The organism is Kiritimatiellales bacterium, from assembly GCA_041656295.1.
Classification (GTDB): domain Bacteria; phylum Verrucomicrobiota; class Kiritimatiellia; order Kiritimatiellales; family Tichowtungiaceae; genus Tichowtungia.
On record JBBADV010000024.1, the window covers coordinates 15,187 to 34,211 of the forward strand.

The window sequence follows — 19,025 nt, forward strand, 5'->3', positions numbered from 1 at the left end:
ATGAAAAACAAACAACTGACATTTGCATTATATTTCGGCAACCGCGGCTTTTTCCCTGAATCGCTGATTGCCGTCGCGCGCAACGAAATGGATGCCGTCGTTAAAAACCTGGGCTACGGCACACTGCTGATGGATGCCGCGCTGACGCGGTTCGGCGCGGTGGACGGTACGCCGGACGGATTGAAGTATGCGCAGTTTTTGAAAGAGAATCACGGGAAGTACGACGGCATAATTCTGTGTCTGCCGAATTTCGGCGATGAAAACGGTGCGATTGCCGCGCTCGAAGAGTGCGGTGTGCCGATTATGATTCAGGCCTATCCGGATGAATTTGACAAGATGAGTTTCGCGGAACGGCGCGATTCATTCTGCGGAAAATTTTCAATTATGGATGTTTTCTGCCAGTACGGACTGCCGTTCACAACGTTTCAACCGCATACAGTGGCACCGTCCACCGCAACATTCGAACAGCATGTGCATCAGTTTGCGGCAGTCTGCCGGATTGTAAACCGGATGAAAAAAATGATTGTCGGCGCGATCGGCGCGCGGACCACCGCGTTTAAAACGGTCCGCTTTGATGAACTCACATTGCAGCAGTATGGAATCACCACCGAAGCGCTTGATTTATCGGAAGTATTCATGCGAATCCGCGATGTGAAAACATCCGGTGAACCGTTTAAAGCAAAAACGGAACGGTTGAAAAATTACACTAACTGGAACGGTGTTCCGCCGGAAAAATTTGAAATGCTGGCAAAGCTCGGTGTGGTGATTGACGATATCATTGAAGAGTATCGTATGGACTGTATGGCGCTGCGCTGCTGGATTGAAATTGAAAAAGAGATCGGTGTGTCGCCCTGCGTTCTGCTCAGTGAACTGAACGATCGCGGTGTTGTATCGGCGTGTGAACTGGATGTGTGCAATGCGGTTCCGATGTTTGCGCTGAATCTTGCATCGCAAACGCCGGCGACCTGTCTGGACTGGAATAATAATTACGGCGACGATCCGGATAAATGCATTCTTTTCCACTGCGGCCCGGTTCCGCAAAGCATGATGACAGCAAAGGGTGATGTGATTGACCATCCAATGTTTGCAAAATCGTTCGGCGCCGGTTGCGGCTGGGGCTGCAATGTCGGACGAATCAAACCGTCCCCGTTCACGTACGCCAGCGCAAAAACAACTGGAGGAAAACTCTGGTGCTATCTCGGCGAGGGCGAGTTCACCGCCGATCCGATTCCCGAAGAATTTTTCGGCTGCGGCGGTGTGGCAAAAATTAATAACCTGCAGAATATTCTGGAATATATTGGGCATGCGGGCTATCGCCATCACGTCGGCGTCACCGCCGGAAATGTTGCGGTTCCAGTGCGTGAAGCGTTCACGCGCTATCTCGGTTACGAACTGAAAACATTATGAGTCTGCTGGGAATAGACCTCGGAACCACCGGCTGTAAAGCCGGTGTGTTTGCGCGGAACGGCGATTGCATTGCACAGGCATACCGTGAATACGATATGCTGCATCCGCAGCCGGGCTGGTCGGAGCTCGACAGCCGGCTGGTCTGGTCGAAAACCCGTGAAGTGATTGCTGAAGTTGCGGCGCCGGCAAAACATGATCCAATTACAGCGTTGTCCGTCAGCGCATTCGGTGAAGCATTTGTGCCGGTTTCAAAAAACCGCGAGCTGTTAGATAACAGCATTCTTTGCGTTGATGACCGTGGTGTGGAACACGTTAAGCGAATGGTGGCAGCGTTCGGCCGCGAAGCGTTGTACCGGATTAACCCGAATCTGCTCGGCCCGAACTATTCAATGCCGAAACTGCTCTGGCTGCGTGAAAACCGGCCGGAAATTTTTCAAAACGCCGATTATTTTTTACTGTGGTCAGATCTGACAGCATTTCTGCTCGGCTGCGATCCTGTCACCAATAACTCGCACGCCAACCGCACGCTGCTGTTTGATTTAAAGAAAAACGACTGGTCGGATGTACTGCTCAAATGGAGCGGTATTCCGCGTGAAAAACTCGGACGTGTTGTTTCCGGCGGCGACATCATCGGGACGGTGTCGGATGCAATGGCGGAAAAACTGGGATTGCCGAAAGGCGTTCAGGTTGTCGCCGGTGGGCACGATCAATGCTGCAACGCACTCGGCTGCGGCGCGGTATCCGCCGGCAAAGCAGTCTACGGGCTCGGTTCGTTCGACTGCATCACCCCGGTCTATTCAAAACCGTCCGGCACACTGGAAATGCTGCGTGAAAATCTGAATATTGAACATCATGTTCTTCCGGGATTGTATGTGTCGTTTCTGTACAATCAGTCCGGACTGCTGGTGAAATGGTTTCGCGATACATTTGCATCCGGTGCCGGTTCTTATGAACAGTTGGATTCGGAAATGCCGGTGCCACCGACCCGGTTGCTGGTTCTGCCGCATTTTGACACACCGCCGCATCATTCTCCGGACACCGCCGGTGTGATCGCCGGCTTGCGAACGGATACAAAACGCGGTGAAATTTTGAAAGCGATTATTGAGGGCGCCACATGTTATTTCGTCGAAGGGATTCAGTCGCTGCATACACTGGGCATAGATACCGCTGCATTCATTGCGTCCGGCGGCGGCGCGCGGTCTGATGCCGGACTGCAAATCCGCGCTGATATTTTCGGCATCCCGATCATCCGTCCGCGCATCACCGAAGCCGGACTGCTCGGTGCGGCGATACTTGCCGGAATTTCAACCGGTGTCTTTGCTTCCGCCGGCGAGGCGGTGGAACTGTTTGTGCATGAAGAACGCATGTTTGAACCGGATGCCGCGCGCCATGAATTTTACCGGCAGAAAGTTCAACTGTACCGGCAGCTTTATTCGGCAAACAGAGCGCTTTTAGGTGGATTGCAGGCTTTATGAAAACATTTCTCGGTGTTGGGTTCGGTCCGATTCAAACCGGTATTTTTCTTTCCGGCGCGTTTCGCGGCGGCTTTGACCGTTTAGTCATTGCGGATGTCGACGCCGCGCTGATTTCCGCCGTGCGTGAAAACGGCGGTGCAATTCAAATTAACACTGCTTCGAACACCGCCGTAACAACGGAAACAATTTCCGGAATTGAAATTTATAATCCGTCCATTCCGGCAGACCGCGAAAAATTAATCAGCGTCGCGGCAGATGCGGATGAAATTGCAACAGCGCTGCCGGGCGTTGCGTTTTTCAAAACTCTGGATTGGATGCGGGCGGGTTTTCAAATGCAGCCCGGCCGCCGGCGGTTTGTTTATACAGCAGAAAACCATAATCATGCGGCGGAAGAACTGGAGCAGATCACCGGAACATTTTCGGATACATTTTTTCTGAACACCGTGGTCGGAAAAATGAGTTGCGTTTTTCCGGCGGACGAATGCCGGCGCCGGAAAATTCCGGCGCTTACACCGCAGGCCGATCGCGGGCATCTGGTTGAGGAATTTAATAAAATTCTGATTCAATTCTGTCCCGGAATTGAACAGCGGAGCATTCAGGGCCTGATTGATAAGCCCGATCTGTTTCCATTTGAAGAAGCCAAACTTTACGGTCACAACGCGGTGCATTTCTGGATTGGGTTGCACGCCCAGCGCGCCGGAAACCAGTTCATGCACGAAGTTGCCGGCAATGCTGAAATTCTAATTCCGGCGCGGCGCGCATTCATTGAAGAATCCGGTGCGGCGTTATGCAGAAAATATTCCGGCGTGGATGAACTGTTTACGCCGGACGGGTTTTCAGCGTACGCCGATGATCTTCTCTCCCGCATGGTGAATCCGTCTCTGACGGACCGGGTTGACCGCGTCTGCCGCGATATGGAACGCAAACTGGGCTGGAATGACCGCGTGATCGGAACGATACGGCTTGTGTTAAATCAGGGGATTTCACCGGTGTTATTTGCTGAAGGCGCGGCTATCGCGGTGGAGGAACTTTTCGGCCGCGATGTGAACAAAATTCACGCCGGCGTTGAAACCATCTGGGAAAGCTGGAATGATGAGGCTGAAGCAGTGTGGCGCGAAATCCGTTTGCCGCTGGAAAGGATGTTAAAATGAAACCGTATGAAAAGACAGAAGCGGAGCTGTTTCCGTATATCGGAACAATGAAGCAGCTGGCCGGAATCAGAACATCGGTGCTGGATGACGGACGCGGGCGCGGCATCCGGATCGCCGAAGTGAACAATGGCAGCGGATTACGTTTTACAGTTCTGCTTGATCGCGGAATGGATATCGGTGAAGCGTCATACAACGGAATTCCGGTGGCGTATCAGTCGCCGGTCGGTGCCGTTCATCCGGCGTATTATAATGCGGACGGCGCAAACTGGCTGCGCAGTTTCGGTGGCGGACTTTTAACGGGCTGCGGTTTACAGAACGTCGGAACGCCAAGTAAAGGCGAGGGGCTGCACGGACGGCTTTCTAATATTCCGGCGGAAAACATTTCAATCCGGCAGGAATGGAAAAATGGACGGTATGAGCTGAGCGTTGCCGGTATTGTAAAAGAAGTCGGTTTTTTCGGTGAAAATCTTGAACTCCGCCGAACAATTTCAACGATGTTCGGTGATAATACAATTACAATTGCTGACGACGTTGTAAACTGCGGTGTCCGTCCGTCTCCGTTAATGCTGTTGTATCACATCAACGCCGGATTTCCGTTGCTCGATGAACATGCGGTTCTCGCAGGAAATGTAAAGTCAACCGTATCACGCACCGAAAATGCTGCCGCCGGTATCGGTGAATGGAATCGCTGTCAGCCGCCGGCAAAAGGATATGTTGAGCAGTGTTTTTTTCATGATGTTGAGCCTGATGCTGATGGAATGGCGCGAATGACACTGAAAAATCCGCGCACCGGAATTTCAATGACCGTGGCATACCGGAAAAACGAACTGCCGTATTTCACACAGTGGAAAATGATGGGACAGCAGGAATACGTTATGGGACTTGAACCGGCTAACTGTCATCCAGACGGACAGGTTGCGGAGCGGAAAAACAGGACGTTGAAAACAATTCTGCCGGGTAACAAAACGAGATTTACAGTGTTAATTAATTTTCGAACCATCCCAATGCTGAGTGAGCCGCTCCCAGTCTTCACCTGTGGGGCGATTCGCTAGGTCATGTTAACACAATTACATTTATCGAACTCTGGCGCAGAATACCCCCGTGGCTTGTCGCGGGGAGGTTCACTTGTGCCATCAGTGTGTTTCGTGGTTTCACTCATCCAGTTTTCGCGCCGGACGGGAGTTCATCCATTGGCGCATCTCTTTGTTAAGTGCTTTACACTTCCCGGTGTCAGCGCGAATTGTAGCAAATGTGCTGTAAAGTCCGAGAAATGCCTGCCGGAATGTATCGATCATTTCCATGCGCTCCTGAAAACGCCCGGCGGCGTCAATCGCTTCTGTTTTTGGCAGTTTCAATCCGCGAATAACAAATTGATCGGCGTCGAGCGTACAGGTCCAAAGTTCTTCGGCGCTGCGCGCGAGCGTGAGTTTGGCGCGCTTCAGTTTTTTACCGCTCAGCAGCGCGGCGCGTGTTTCGGCGCTGACCAGCGGTTCGCCCTTGCGGATGGCTGTTTCACCCTGCTCCTCCTGATCGAACAGCAGCGGCCCCTCAACCATCACGGAAAATTTTCCGGCGGTTGGCAGTTCAGCTCCGCCGGTTTGGGTTTCGGACATGAACCAGAGCCACATCAGAAATTCGCGTCCCGGCGCGGTGTCCGCCCACTGTTCGGCAGCGAAGCTCAAGCGCGTCCACTCTTCGGCGCGCAGTTTATTTTCATGCCATGCGGCTGATGCCGGTTCGACCGGAATCAGTTTTTCGCCGGTGGCGGAGCCGAAATTAATCAGAAATGCATCGAGTTGTTTTTCGGACAGCGCCGAAGCGTACAGCATTTTATTTTTCGGATCGTAACAGAAGTCGATGCCTTTTAATTGCGGCGGCATTTCCGGAAGCAGGCGTTCGATCACCTGCTGTTTAATTTCACGTTTTGTTTCACGATTGAGATAGTCGCGGTGTTCAGCCTGCATCCGGATCATCTCTTCGATGCGGCATTCAGCACGCAGCAGCGACGCCGGGATTTTGCGCTGCACCTGGCAGAGCGTTAAATGCAAATAACCGGAGTGCCATGCTGTGGTTGCGCTGATTTCCCGATCAAGCAAATGACGCGGTCCGACCCAGCCGTGGATTTCGGCGTCGAGAATATTGTCGATAGAACCGAGTGCGTATTCGGCAAATTGTTCGTGAATAGAATCTGCGAGCTGGCGCGGAACATAAAACATACGGAAACTAAGCGGGCCGTTTTCAAATGACATGGGGAAAATCCTTTTCGTTTTTTAATAAGCGTGGAACATGGAGTCTGGGGCATGGGGTAAACAGGAAAATCAAATCTCCCCGCTTCCCCCATCATGGCTTAACAGTAATCGCTGAAGTCCGGAACACCGGCGATGCTGCCTTCCCCGCTGGCGGGTGTATTTCCACAGCATACCGGAGCAGTCGCGCGGCATCCTGTTGTGCCGTATATTGTCAAGGTATAACCGGCACACAGCAGTGTGACCAAAACTGTCAGCAAGGTAATAATATTCATGCTTCTGTTATCTTTTTTCTACGGTGAAATAAAATTAAAAAGTCCGCTGCCGATTCTCTGTTTTGTCAAATTCAATTTCGGAAAGGAGAACTTCCGGCGTGTCAATCTGCATGAAGTTGGTGTGACAGCTGTAGATCTGTCCGCCACCCATGAAGACGATGAGATCCTGCAAACCGATTTTTTTCTCATCGAGCAGTTTTTGCAGAGAAACCTGCACGAGAGCATCCATCGTTGCCGGAACTTTTACGTATGTGGCATAAACGCCGTAGCTGAGCGACAGCCGGCGGATCGTGTGTGCGTCTTCCGATAAAGCGAGAATCGGTTTGCGTCCGCGATAGGCGGAACAGAGCCGTGCAGTTACGCCGGTCTTGGTGCTGGTGATGATGGCTTTCACCGGCAGGTACGCCGCGCACTCCACCGCTGATTTTGCAATGTGGTTGCGCGTGCGGTGATATTCGCCCTGATCAAACACCGGCAGCGAATCAACCAGCGTTTCTTTGGTTTTTTCCACCGCGACTGCAATCTCCGCCATCATGTGCACCGCTTCCAGCGGGAAGTTTCCAATCGCAGTTTCTCCACTAAGCATGACGGCATCAGTGCCGTCATAAATTGCATTTGCCACGTCACTCACTTCTGCACGCGTCGGCCGCGGATTTTCAATCATCGTATGCAGCATTTGCGTAGCGGTAATCACCGGTTTGCGCCGGCGGATACAGGTTTGAATCATCTCCTTCTGAACACCGGGAACTTCCGCTGCCGGAAGTTCAATGCCAAGGTCGCCGCGCGCGACCATTACGCCATACGCCACATCGAGAATGGATTCCAGATTTTTAACACCTTCATGGTTTTCAATTTTAGCGATGATCTGAATCGGACTGTTACGCAGATCAAGAATTGCCTGTACCGCTTCAACGTCATCGCGGTTACGGACAAAAGAGTGCGCAATAAAATCAATTTCGCCATTGTGTGTCGCCCAGTCAATAAACTGCGCATCGCGCTCCGTCAGCGCCGGCAGATACAGCTTCACGCCGGGGATATTCACGCTCTTTTTATTTTTTATTTCCCCGTCGTTTAGCACAGTGCATTGCAGCGTTGCTCCGTCAGAAGCACCTACACGCAATTCAAGCGCACCATCATCAACCAGAAGACAGCTGCCGGCCGGCACATGCTTAGCGAGTTCATCATAACTGACCTGAAATCCGCCGGGCGGCGTATGCGTTCCGCTGACTCCTATAACATCGCCGGTTGTCACTTGCAGCGTTTCGGGCATATTGCATGTGCGCACCTCCGGGCCTTTTGTATCGAGCAGGATACCGACACGATCTGAAACGCCGCGAATCGCCTGCACCATTTTTTCCGCCGCCGCAATGTCCATGTGCGCCGTATTCATGCGCACTACATTCATACCCGCTGCAATCATTTTTTCAATAAATTCCCGGTCGCAGCGATTGTTACTCAGCGTACAGATAATTTTCGTCTGCCGATTCTGCATACAGTTCCTTTCAAACTCCTGCGTTTCGCAAAACGATTAAAGTAAAACAAAACGTCACCGAAAGAGAAGAACACAGTTGTGCTTTCTTGTCACGGCACCGTTGCGGCCCTGCTGTCATAGATTAAAAAAACCCAGTCTCCGGCGTAACAGTCATCGATGGCAATAATTTCATAGCCGGATACCGCAGTAGTCTTTATCATATTTGTTTTCAAGGCAAACGCAACGGCGTCTCTGATGAGTTCGGTACAATAATAACGTTCACCGGATGTAAGATCGAATTGCGCATCAAACAGTTTGCCGAGATTTTTGACTGCAAATACGGCAATTTGCTCGCGATCGGATTTTGCGGCATCCGTCACCCGGTATATTGCCACATCATCATATGGATTGATGAAACTGTGCAGCGGTTCCTGATGGACAAATCCCGCACCGGTGCGATCGTCGGCGGACGCATGAATTACAAAAGCAGCATTCGTTTCAACCCGAATAATTCCGGCATGCGAAAACCGTTTTTCGCGCAGCGAGACATCCCGAAAATATCTGGACCACTGTCCAGTGCCGTTCCGGAACACCAGATCGCCCGATTCTACCGGCGGCAGCCGGTGATCGTTTCCTTTCTGTTCTGCACAGAAACAGCACGATCTGCCATAAAACAACAGAACAAAAAAGTACAATAACACCGGCGGCAGCGCAGGTACTACTGATCTTTTTGAATGGTGACTTTCCACTGGCTGTTTGTTTTTACAAGATGAAGCGCTTTTATTTCATTCGTCGCATTCCCTGACGATTTGTATCTGATAACCGCAAAGTCTCCATCGACGGTTTCATCGATAAAAATAAATTTAAAATCGGGGTTTATTTCAAGTTTGTCCATTTCGACCACTGCATCAATAAACTCACCTGTCTGTTCCGTTGCATATTTTTTTGCAACCGTAACGTTGCCTTTTGAGAGATTTTCAAGAAACACTTTTGCAGTAGTCTGGGGAGAATCTCCGCAACCGGCGGCGAACAATATCGCCATGGCAGCAAAACCTGATAACACCAGCTTCTTTATCATAAACCGGTTCCTTTCAAGGGTTGACTATTTCATGAATGCGTTAGATTTTTGACTATGAGCATGATTCAATATAAGTAAAGAAAAACAAAACGTCACCGCCAGCGACGAACACCGCAGAGCCTTCTCCCTTGCCGCCGGCGACGAATTCCAGAACAACGGCGTCATTTGAATTAAATCATTCAACTGCGCGCCGGAAAGCTCACGTTCATAAGAAATTTTCCGGCGCCCAACTTCAGCAAACGCCGGCGCGCATTTTTCCACCGCCTCATCCACTTTTTCATCAAAATCGCCGGAATTCTGTTCCAGCAGTGCGCGCACCTCCGTTAAATGATCTTTTCCCGGCACACCGAGAATCAACACACCGCCCGGCTTCAAAATCCGCGCAAACTCTGGTGGATTACGCGGAGCCAGCACACTTAAAATCACATCCGCTGTCGAATCCGGCGTCGGAATTTCACGCATTACATTCGCCACGGTCCACTGCGCTCTTTTGTATCGTTTCGCCGCCGCGCGAATCGCATCTTTCGAAATATCCAGCCCGCAAAAAACTCCGGCGCGGCTTTCACTCAATCCGCCGCAAAATCCACCTTCGCCGCAGCCGCAATCCATAATGCACTCTGCACCTGTCGGAATTATATCTGCAATCACAGCTTTCAGCGGATCAAAAAAGCCGGTATCGAAAAACCGTCGACGCGCTGCAATCATCGCTGCATCATCGCCGGGGTTTTTAGAGCGGCGCTGATGGCTCAATAGCAAATTCAAATAACCCTCTTTTGCAAAATCAAATGAATGGCCGTTTTTGCATCGCACTGAATTTCTTTCCGGCGAAAATTCTTCGCGACAAACAGGGCAGCAAAAACATTGTCGATTTTTATTCGTGTCCATCCGTGGGTTCTCAATCCTGATTATCCTGTCAAAAATTAATTCTGTGTTTTCGGTGTATTCCGTGGTTTATTTTTCTCCACCTTTGATCCACGTAAAATACTTTTCGATCCAAATTTTCTACGCACTTCATCCACTGCCGCACTCAGTTTTTCGCGGCGTTTATTCGATTTTTTTTCTTCCGCTTCAAACAACTCAAGCTGCGGCGTTTCATCCGGTCCCTGCAAGCCGGTCACACAAAAACCAATCAGCCGCACTGCACTGTGCACACCTTCCTTATGTAAAAGCTCCAGCGCCGTTTCGCGCAGCGTAACATCGTCGCGTGCCGGCGGATCAAGCCGGCGCTGGCGTGTAATCGTCGAAAAATCTGACCACCGCAGTTTGATCTGCGCAGTGGTTGCATAAAAATTGGCACGCCGCAACCGTGCGCCCACCTGATCTGCTAAATCCAGCAGCGCCGCTTCCACTGCTTGCGGATTGCGCTCATCCTCACCGAATGTCATCTCATTCGAAATGCTCTTTTCCTCGCTCTCAACCACCACTGCGCGGTCGTCTATTCCGAACGCCAGCCGCCGGAAGGACGCCGCTGCACTTGCACCGATCCAGGCCGCCAGTTTTTCCGGCGGTGCTTTTTGCAGATCGCCGAATGTGCGGATGTGATGCTGCTCCAGTATTGCCTGCGTCTTCTTACCGGCGCCCCACATCCGCTTGATCGGCAGCGGCGCGAGAAATTCCGGAATCAGCTTTTCAGAAAACGGTACCATGGTGAATCCGTCAGGTTTATTCAAATCACTCGCAATTTTTGCCAGAAACATATTCGGTGCCACACCGACTGAACAGGTCAGCTTTGTTTCCTCAAAAACCGCCGCCTTAATTTTGCCGGCAATCGCCGGGCCGTCGCCGAACAGATAGCGCGCGCCGGTCACATCCAGAAATGCTTCGTCAATCGACACCGGTTCAATCTCCGGCGTAAACCGCGCAAGGATTTCCATCACCTTGTGCGACATCTCGCGGTAGCGTTTGCCGTTCGGCGGCAGAAAAACCGCCTGCGGACAAAGCCGGTACGCTGTGCGCGACGGCATCGCCGAATAAATTCCGTATTTACGCGCCTCATACGAACACGTCGCAACCACGCCGCGTTTATCCGGCGGCGCGCCAACCACCACCGGCTTGCCGCGCAGCTCCGGTCGATCCAGCACTTCCACTGCCGCAAAAAATGCGTCCATGTCAATATGCAGAATCGTGCGCTGTCCGGTTTTAATCATCGCCGGAAATATAAACCACGGAATACACCGAAAACACGGAATAAATTATTTTTAACCGCAGATGACGCAGATATAAACGGATTTTACGAAAAGGAAGCGAAGCGTTTTTTGACAGGATTAACAGGATTTACGAAATAAAATAAAAAACCCTGTTGATCCTGTTAATCCCGTCTAAACTATTTTTCTTTTCATCCGTTTATATCTGCGTAATCCGTGGTTAAACCTTCGTCGTGAATTCATCACTTTCAGAACTGCGGTCGCCGGCGGGATCGCCGCATGGCGGACAGCTGAGCGGCAATGGAAAAAATCGTGTGGCGTTGACTCTGCAATTTTGTGATTTTTACGCATTTTTGCAGCTATAATTTTCCGGGGGAAAAATAAATGGCGCAGACGAGTATTGTTTTACGTCCGGTTTATTTATTGCGGTTTAAAGAAACGGACAATACGGCCGGGAGGGAAACCGTAAACTTTTTTAAATATTTTTGAAAAGTAATAGGTATCGTAAAATCCGGTGCGTTCAGCGGCTTCTTTGACAGAAAGCCGTTCATTTTGAATCAGTAGAAATGCTTTTTGGCGCATTCGAGCTGCTGCAGTGTGACTGGACTGATTCCGGCCTCGGTTATGCGCTGTCTGTGCCGGAGAATTTTCTGGAGGCACAGATAAATATTTTTCTATTCGTTTCGCCGGCGGCTTTTGTTAAAACCTCTACAACCGGAGAAATTTTATGAGCATCAAGGTCGTCATTCAAGGCGCAGCAGGCCGTATGGGAAAAACATTGATCCGATGCATTCTGGAAGAAAAAGTCAGCGGACTGCAACTCGCCGGCGCTGTGGATTTATGGGATGCGCCTGACATCGGTACAGATGCCGGACTGGCCGCCGGAGCCAGAAAAGCCGGCGTTCTGTTGACCACTGATCTCGCCGCCGTTGCGCCGGATGCTGATGTGATTATTGATTTCACCTCGCATTTTGGCACCGCCGGAAACGCGGAACGCATTGCCGCATGGAATACCGCGTGGGTGATCGGAACCACCGGACTCGCCGACGAAGAAACTGCCGAAATACAAAAAGCCGCCAAAAACGTTCCGGTGGTCATGGCAGGCAATATGAGTCTTGGTGTTAATCTGCTGTGCAAGCTGATTGAAGAAGCAGCAAAAGCGCTCTACGCCAAAGGCTATGATATTGAAATTATCGAGCGGCATCACAACCAGAAAAAAGATGCACCGAGCGGCACCGCACTGATGCTCGGTCGCGCCGCCGCTGCCGGCGCCGGACTGGATTTAAAAACATCCGGGATGAACGGACGCAGCGGAATGCCCGGCGCGCGTAAAAAAGAGGAGATCGGTTTTCACGCCGTACGCGGCGGCGACATCGTTGGCGATCACACTGTGCTGCTCGCCGGCACCGGCGAAATGCTCGAATTTTCACACCGCGCCACCAGCCGCGAAACCTTTGCCATCGGCGCACTCAATGCCGCCGTCTGGCTCGTCAAGCAGAAGCCCGGACTCTACAGCATGAACGATGTGCTCGGATTATAATTGAAAGAGTACGTTATGAATCAAAAAGATATACGCTGGAAACAACGGTTTGAAAATTTTGAAAACTCGTTTCTGCTGTTAAAACAGGGACTTGAAATTGAAATGCCGTCGATCTTCGAGCGCGCCGGGATTATTCAGTTTTTCGAAATGACATTCGAACTGTCATGGAAAGTCCTGAAAGATTACCTCGAAAGTCTGGGCGTTATTGCAAAAGCACCGCGCGATGTTGTTAAAGAAGCGTTTCGTTATGAAATCATTACCGATGGCGATGCATGGATGGATATGCTCAGCGACCGGAATCTGACAGTTCATACATATGACGAACTGAAAGCAAAAGAAGTTGAGTCAAAAATCAAAATCGTATTTTTTCCGGCGATAAATCACCTTTATCTTCTGTTGAAAGAAAAAGCGAGATGAGCTCATTGTTTGGATTAACCGAAAAACAGCTGAATTTAATCAAAGAAGCGCTGAGCCGTTTTAACGATGTAGATGACATTGTCGTGTTCGGTTCAAGAGCAATGGGAAATTATAAAAACGGATCGGACGTTGATCTCGCTGTAAAAGGAAAAAACGTAACGACCGACACCATCAGCAAACTCAGTGCAACACTTAACGAAGAATTACCGCTGCCCTATTTTTTCGATGTCGTTCATTACGACACATTGAATAACAAAAATTTTGTTCGCCACATTGATGAACATGGCGTTCCTTTAGAATACAAAATATGCAATTTAATCTGATTGACGGTGCGATTCTGCTGCTCTACCTCGCCGCGATGGTGTGGATTGGATTCCGTTTCGCCGGACAACAAAAAACACCGGAAGATTTTTTTCTCGCCGGACGCAAAATGCCGTGGCTCGCGGTGGCGATGAGCATGTATGCCTCGCTGACGAGCGCGGTGACGTATATGGGACTGCCCGGCATCGCGTACACCAGTAATGTCACACTGATCGCTGTTTGCATTGCAAGCCCCCTGCTCGCGCCGGTATTAATTTTTGTTTTCTATCCGGTTTACCGGAAACTGAACATCACCACTTCGTATGAATACATCGGCATCCGGTTTGGCGCACCGGCGCGGCGAACGGCGGCAATGCTGTTTCTGTTTGCACGGCTTGGCTGGATGGCCACCGTAATTTATGCACCGGCGATGGCGCTTTCGGTAGCAACCGGACTGCCGCTGCTGTTCAGCATTTTAATCATGGGGCTCCTCGCCACGCTCTACACGGTACTCGGCGGACTCGCGGCAGTGTTGTGGACAGACGTTGTGCAATTTATCATGCTCATTGGCGGCGCAATGCTCGCTGCCGGATTTTTAATTCACTTTGTACCTGCCGGCGCATCTGGAATTATTAAATTCGCCGCCGAAAACAACCGGCTGCAGCTCGACGGCTCCATCAGTCTGTTCCGTATGACGCTCACCGGCGTGTCCATTTCATTCTTCTTTCAAATGATGCAGGACTACGGCACCGATCAGGTCACGGTACAACGCCTGCTCTCAACCAAAACCAGAACCGGTATCGCCAAAGCCATTCTGTTTAACGCCGGCACTGATTTTCTCGTCATCGGGCTGCTGCTGTTTATTGGACTCGGACTCTTTGCATACTATCAGCAGAATCCCGGCGCACTGCCGCCGGACATTTACGGCGACCGGATTTTCCCGTACTTCATCGCACACGGGCTGCCGGCGGGATTATCCGGACTGTTAATCGCCGCAGTTTTTGCCGCCGCAATGTCAAGCATGGATTCCGGTATCAACTCCATGGCCACAGTGATCGTAAATGATTTTATTTTCCCGCTGGCCGGAAAAATTGACGACGGCCGTGCTGTAAAACTCGCGCGCATCATCACCGCCCTGCTCGGACTGCTTGCCACCGGACTGTCCGTTGTGCTTTTTCACGGCGCTGAAATTGAAGGGATCATTGAAACATTTGCCACGTTTATGGGACTTTTTAACGCGCCGGTGCTGGCGCTGTTTCTGCTTGGATTGTTAACCCGGCGCGGCTCATTTACCGCCTGGATTCCGGCGGCCCTGCTGGCCATTGGTTTGACCGCATGGCTGAGAACCACCGCTGTTTCATGGATCTGGTATTTTCCGTCCGGCTTTGCCGTCAGCTTTTTCGCCGGTTTATTTTTTTCGCAATTTGTAAAAATAAACAATAAGAGAACCGGACAAGACCTTATATCTGAATAAATACCGGCACCATACTTCTGTTATGCATTATTCTGCTGCTGTTCATCGCCTTCAACCGCTTCATCCACGTCTTCGGCCGCAGTCAGCAGGAGTTCCTGTGCAATCTTGAGATCTTCAACACCGGCAATAAACATGAGCGTGTCGTAGGCCTCAATGCGGGTGCTGCCTTTGGGTACAATGAATTCGTTGCCGCGCCGGATAAGCAGAATCAGTGCACCGGCCGGCAGTCCAAGGTCCATAATCTGTTTGCCGCAGGCACAGGAATCCGGCGGAATATCAATTTCACGCGTTTCACTTTTTACACCGGCGCGCCGTTCAAATTCGAGCGGATAGTCGGGACGGTTGACAAGCGGTTTATCGACGTTCAGCCACCGCGCCACCACCATGAGAGTTTTGCCCTGCAGCAGTACGGACGCGATGACAATAAAAAATACGATGTTAAAAATTTCGGTGGAATTTTCGTAGCCGGCAGTAAAGGGAAAGGTTGCGAGCACAATCGGCACCGATCCGCGCAATCCGGTCCACGCGGTAAGCGTGCATTCCGGCAGAGTGAATTTTGATTTCCAGAGTCCGATGTACACAGCGGCCGGACGCGCAACAAACATCAGCGCAACGGCGATCAGCAAACCGTCTTTAGCAACAGTGCCGAGCAGTTGCGACGGAACAACAAGCATTCCGAGGGTGACGAACAAAATGATCTGCATCAGCCAGCCGAGGCCGTCGTGAAATTTTTTGAGGTAGTGTTTGAAGAGAAAATCTTTGTTGCCGAGAACAATTCCGCAAGTGTAAACAGCGAGGAATCCATTACCGAACAGCATGTCGGTCAATGAGTAAGTGATCAGCACAAGGCTCATGCTGAGCACCGGATAAAGCCCCTCATATTCCAGCCGGGTACGGTTAAAAATCCAGGCAGCGGCACGGCCAAAAAAGTAGCCCAATACAACGCCTAGCGCCATCCGGACAACCACTGAGCCAAGCAGCTCGTACCAGGTTGCACCATTGACGCCGAGCAGACTGAGTACGGAGGTGGTTAACAGCACCGCCATCGGGTCGTTGCTGCCGGATTCCAGCTCGAGCAGCGGTTTCAGGCTGCCTTTCAAGCTGACACCGCGTGAACGCATGATGGAGAACACTGCCGCCGCATCGGTTGAAGAAACAATCGCGCCGATAAGCATACCTTCGAACAGATCGCCGAGAATCCACCACGCGAACAAACCGGTGATTGCGGCGGTGAGAATTACGCCGCCGGTAGCCAGAGTCAGTCCCGGGCGCAGGATCGGTTTAATCAACGTCCAGCTCGTGTCAAGACCGCCGGAAAACAGAATGTAGGCCAAGGCAAAAATACCAATGAAATTGGCCGCCGCCGGATTATCAAATGTGATCCGCCCGATACCTTCACTGCCGGCGAGCATTCCGACCGCAAGGAACATCAGCAGCATCGGTACACCGAACCGGTCGGAAATTTTATTCGCCAGCACGCTGATGAAAAACAGGATTCCGATGGCAAAAACAATAATTGAAGAGGAAGAAACTATATCCATGATAAAGTACAGTTTGTGAATTCCGGCGGCGGCTGTCAATGAATACGTAACGGCTGATGCGTAAAAGTATAAATTATGTCTGATTTGCTTGCATATTACAGTTTTTTCTCTTTGCGCCGGAGAATATTGTATTTATACTCTGCGGTCATGAAAGCCATGGACGTCAATCTCCGGAATGAAACTGTGCGCTGGCAGGAAAAACTGTTTAAGCGTTCCGTGCGCCGGAAGTTGCGGCTCACGCACCTGAAAGAGCTGCTTGGCACGACGTCTAATCAAAACTGTCTGGAAATTACCTCCGGCGACGGCGTGATCAGCTCGCAACTGCGTGAAAGCGGCGGAACGTGGCGTACGCTGGCGGTGAGTGATTGCGCCGCTGCATCCGTCGATTATTTTATTGAAGGCAACACCGGCGTACTGAACGGCATTGCAATTGATGTGCCGGAGCATACTTTTGATGTAGTGGTGATTGTTGATGCACTCGAGTATATTCGCGACGACCACGGGCTGATTAAAGAGTGTCACCGTGTTTTAAAACCGGACGGACGTCTCGTTCTCACCGCCGCGCGCCGGCCGCTGCTCTTCTCGCTCAGTGCTGTTTTTCGCGCACTTTTCCGGCTTTCATGGAAAGCCCGCGGCCTGGAGCGCGCCGGATATTCCCCGCAGGAATTTTTTGATGTTCTCAAAGACGGTTTCGACGTTCCCGACACCGGTACCTATACGACCGGCAGCATCGAAATCCCCGGCATCATTTTTGAATCCTGCGCCAATAAGCTGGCGGGGCGGCCGTATAGCATGCCGCCGCCGAACGCCGGAAATGAAGAGTTTTATATCTATACCCGCCTGTACAGCATCGCTACGTTTATTTATCCGCTCATGTGGGTTGCGCTGAAAATCAACGCAGCCGTACAATTTCTGCCCGGCAACAACATCATCGCTAAAACCAAACGGCGCGTCTGGCGTCTCCGCAAGCAACCCGTTTTAATCGACGGCCGTTCTATTGCTGAAGCCGCCATCAACACGAAAATCGGTACCGCCGCACCTTTTTAACGTCACACCGGTGTTTTATTTTTTCTCGCGATGGTCAGGGGTGGTCGCCAGTTTCGGCGCAACCTGTTCGAGTATTCGTTTAAATTCGTCAGTATCGCGAATGGGACCGAACTCTTCGCTTCTCAGCAGTTCACGGGCGGGACCGCTGTCGATTAATAAAATTCCGGCGCGCAGAGTCTCAATGGCCTTGTCTTTCTGGCCGGTTTGCGCATAGGCCTTAGCAAGCAGGAAATGGAGCGGTGCGATATCTTTGAGCTCCTGTACCAGCACGGCCAGCAAAACAGACGCTTCACGCCACTTGCCGGTTTTGGCAAGAAAAAAGGCGTAGGTTTGCATCGTATCGATATCATTCGGCTGCATGTCAATGTATTTTTCAAAATGCTGAATTGCTTTATCGTTCTGTTCAAGCGCACGGTACAGCACAGCCAGATTGCGGTGGGCAAGCAGATTTTCGGGTTGAAGTTCATGGGCGCGCAGTAAATATTGTTCTGCTTTTTTATACTCTTTCAGCGCGATGTAGGTGGCGCCAATATTGTTGAGCGAATCAAAGTTTTCACCCTCTTTCAGCGCTTTTTCAAGATGCACCGCCGCAGTGGTGTAGTTTCCTTTTTGCAGATAGAGCATACCCATCGTTGGATGGATTCCTGTCATAGACGGAAAAATTTCAAGCGCTTTGTCGAGGTGTTCGAGTGCGCGGTCAACCGCATTCACCGTTAACGCCTGCTGTCCGAGAATAATTTGATACGCCGCGGCCTTCACCCACGGTGCAGACAGCGGTTTAGCACCGGGCGTCGGTTCCATTTCGGCGTCATGAGTGCCCAGCACCCACGCATCGTCTGCCGGCAGCGAATAGAGTGGAACAAATTCACGCTCACGGGTGCGGCTGAAATCGTCAAGGGTATATTCACTCATCATTTCACGAATAATAATAAAAATGAGCGCCACCGTGAGCAGAATAACGGCGATTCCGAACACCGTGGTCATTATGCGGCTGCGGCGCAGATCACGCATGTGGTCTTCAATCAGTTCACGGGCAACCTGCGGCGTAAAATCCTGTTCAAAATCTTTAGAATAATTCTGATAGATATCGCGGAGTTCGTCTTTTCGTTTTTGCATCGGCCGCTCCTCGGATGAATCGCAGGTTTCATTGGGGTGGATGACGGGATTCGAACCCGCGACATTCAGAACCACAATCTGACGCTCTAACCAACTGAGCTACACCCACCGTCGGAAAACGCTATAAGATAGCGAAAATATGACTGAAATCAACCCGTTAATTAAATGAATACGATTTACGAATTGACTCATAAAAAAAGACACCGAAGCACGGGTCGCAGAGGGGGGCGGATTGTTTCGTTGACTCATAAGGATGACACCCTGTTGCTGGAGGGATGGAAACGATGAGTCTGGAGTCAAGAGCGCAGTATCTGCGGGTTCAATGCCGCAGATATAAAACGGC

Annotated in this window: 18 protein-coding genes and 1 tRNA gene; 9 read left to right on the top strand and 10 right to left on the bottom strand. The window is 51.0% G+C overall.

Features of this window, described 5'->3' with window-relative positions:
* From WC959_11610 to WC959_11625, 4 genes are read left to right on the top strand one after another with little or no spacing between them, the layout of a single operon-like run.
* On the top strand, nt 1–1,407 hold the full coding sequence (locus tag WC959_11610) for a hypothetical protein (GenBank protein ID MFA5689770.1): 1,407 nt from the start codon (nt 1–3) through the stop codon (nt 1,405–1,407).
* On the top strand, nt 1,404–2,882 hold the full coding sequence (locus WC959_11615; protein ID MFA5689771.1) for an FGGY-family carbohydrate kinase: 1,479 nt from the start codon (nt 1,404–1,406) through the stop codon (nt 2,880–2,882). The genes WC959_11610 and WC959_11615 overlap by 4 nt, the downstream gene beginning before the upstream one ends.
* On the top strand, nt 2,879–4,033 hold the full coding sequence (locus WC959_11620; GenBank protein MFA5689772.1) for a hypothetical protein: 1,155 nt from the start codon (nt 2,879–2,881) through the stop codon (nt 4,031–4,033). Before WC959_11615 ends, WC959_11620 begins: the two co-directional genes overlap by 4 nt.
* Entirely contained in the window at nt 4,030–5,085 is a 1,056-nt protein-coding gene (locus WC959_11625; GenBank protein MFA5689773.1) for an aldose 1-epimerase family protein, read from the top strand. Before WC959_11620 ends, WC959_11625 begins: the two co-directional genes overlap by 4 nt.
* Nucleotides 5,086–5,184: 99 nt before the next feature.
* On the opposite strand, the gene rdgC is transcribed toward WC959_11625, so the two are convergent.
* The 7 genes from rdgC to dinB all read right to left on the bottom strand — a co-directional run bounded on the left by rdgC (nt 5,185) and on the right by dinB (nt 11,250).
* The gene (gene rdgC / locus WC959_11630; GenBank protein MFA5689774.1) at nt 5,185–6,282 is read right to left on the bottom strand and encodes a recombination-associated protein RdgC; all 1,098 of its coding nucleotides are present in this window, start codon (nt 6,280–6,282) and stop codon (nt 5,185–5,187) included.
* 98 nt (nt 6,283–6,380) lie between these two features.
* A complete protein-coding gene (locus tag WC959_11635) occupies nt 6,381–6,554 on the bottom strand; it encodes a hypothetical protein (protein MFA5689775.1) in 174 nt (57 codons plus the stop codon).
* 34 nt (nt 6,555–6,588) lie between these two features.
* Nucleotides 6,589–8,046: a pyruvate kinase gene (gene pyk, locus WC959_11640; protein MFA5689776.1), complete on the bottom strand. Its 1,458-nt coding sequence runs from the start codon at nt 8,044–8,046 to the stop codon at nt 6,589–6,591.
* Between the two features lie 89 nt (nt 8,047–8,135).
* A complete protein-coding gene (locus tag WC959_11645) occupies nt 8,136–8,720 on the bottom strand; it encodes a YiiX/YebB-like N1pC/P60 family cysteine hydrolase (protein ID MFA5689777.1) in 585 nt (194 codons plus the stop codon).
* Between the two features lie 23 nt (nt 8,721–8,743).
* Nucleotides 8,744–9,103, bottom strand: coding sequence for a hypothetical protein (locus tag WC959_11650; protein MFA5689778.1), 360 nt, complete (start codon nt 9,101–9,103; stop codon nt 8,744–8,746).
* 24 nt (nt 9,104–9,127) lie between these two features.
* The gene (locus WC959_11655) at nt 9,128–9,988 is read right to left on the bottom strand and encodes a methyltransferase domain-containing protein (protein ID MFA5689779.1); all 861 of its coding nucleotides are present in this window, start codon (nt 9,986–9,988) and stop codon (nt 9,128–9,130) included.
* A 35-nt stretch (nt 9,989–10,023) separates the two neighbouring features.
* Complete coding sequence (gene dinB / locus WC959_11660; protein ID MFA5689780.1) at nt 10,024–11,250, bottom strand: DNA polymerase IV; 1,227 nt, start codon at nt 11,248–11,250, stop codon at nt 10,024–10,026.
* Between the two features lie 724 nt (nt 11,251–11,974).
* On the opposite strand from dinB, the gene dapB reads away from it, so the two are divergent.
* Genes dapB through WC959_11680 form a run of 4 tightly spaced genes read left to right on the top strand, consistent with a single transcriptional unit; the run spans nt 11,975 to nt 14,978 of the window.
* Nucleotides 11,975–12,787: a 4-hydroxy-tetrahydrodipicolinate reductase gene (gene dapB / locus WC959_11665; protein ID MFA5689781.1), complete on the top strand. Its 813-nt coding sequence runs from the start codon at nt 11,975–11,977 to the stop codon at nt 12,785–12,787.
* 15 nt (nt 12,788–12,802) lie between these two features.
* Nucleotides 12,803–13,204: a nucleotidyltransferase substrate binding protein gene (locus WC959_11670; protein ID MFA5689782.1), complete on the top strand. Its 402-nt coding sequence runs from the start codon at nt 12,803–12,805 to the stop codon at nt 13,202–13,204.
* Complete coding sequence (locus tag WC959_11675; protein ID MFA5689783.1) at nt 13,201–13,527, top strand: nucleotidyltransferase domain-containing protein; 327 nt, start codon at nt 13,201–13,203, stop codon at nt 13,525–13,527. The genes WC959_11670 and WC959_11675 overlap by 4 nt, the downstream gene beginning before the upstream one ends.
* Entirely contained in the window at nt 13,512–14,978 is a 1,467-nt protein-coding gene (locus WC959_11680; protein ID MFA5689784.1) for a sodium/solute symporter, read from the top strand. Before WC959_11675 ends, WC959_11680 begins: the two co-directional genes overlap by 16 nt.
* Nucleotides 14,979–14,998: 20 nt before the next feature.
* Here WC959_11680 and WC959_11685 read toward each other — a convergent pair whose 3' ends face one another.
* The gene (locus WC959_11685) at nt 14,999–16,519 is read right to left on the bottom strand and encodes a potassium/proton antiporter (protein MFA5689785.1); all 1,521 of its coding nucleotides are present in this window, start codon (nt 16,517–16,519) and stop codon (nt 14,999–15,001) included.
* A gap of 147 nt (nt 16,520–16,666) precedes the next feature.
* Between WC959_11685 and WC959_11690 the strand changes: the two genes are divergently transcribed.
* Nucleotides 16,667–17,566, top strand: a complete 900-nt coding sequence (locus WC959_11690) for a class I SAM-dependent methyltransferase (GenBank protein ID MFA5689786.1) — start codon at nt 16,667–16,669, stop codon at nt 17,564–17,566.
* A gap of 15 nt (nt 17,567–17,581) precedes the next feature.
* On the opposite strand, the gene WC959_11695 is transcribed toward WC959_11690, so the two are convergent.
* Both WC959_11695 and WC959_11700 read right to left on the bottom strand, forming a co-directional pair.
* A complete protein-coding gene (locus WC959_11695; GenBank protein MFA5689787.1) occupies nt 17,582–18,682 on the bottom strand; it encodes a tetratricopeptide repeat protein in 1,101 nt (366 codons plus the stop codon).
* A gap of 32 nt (nt 18,683–18,714) precedes the next feature.
* Nucleotides 18,715–18,791: transfer RNA gene (locus WC959_11700), tRNA-His, on the bottom strand.
* Between the last annotated feature and the right edge of the window lie 234 nt (nt 18,792–19,025).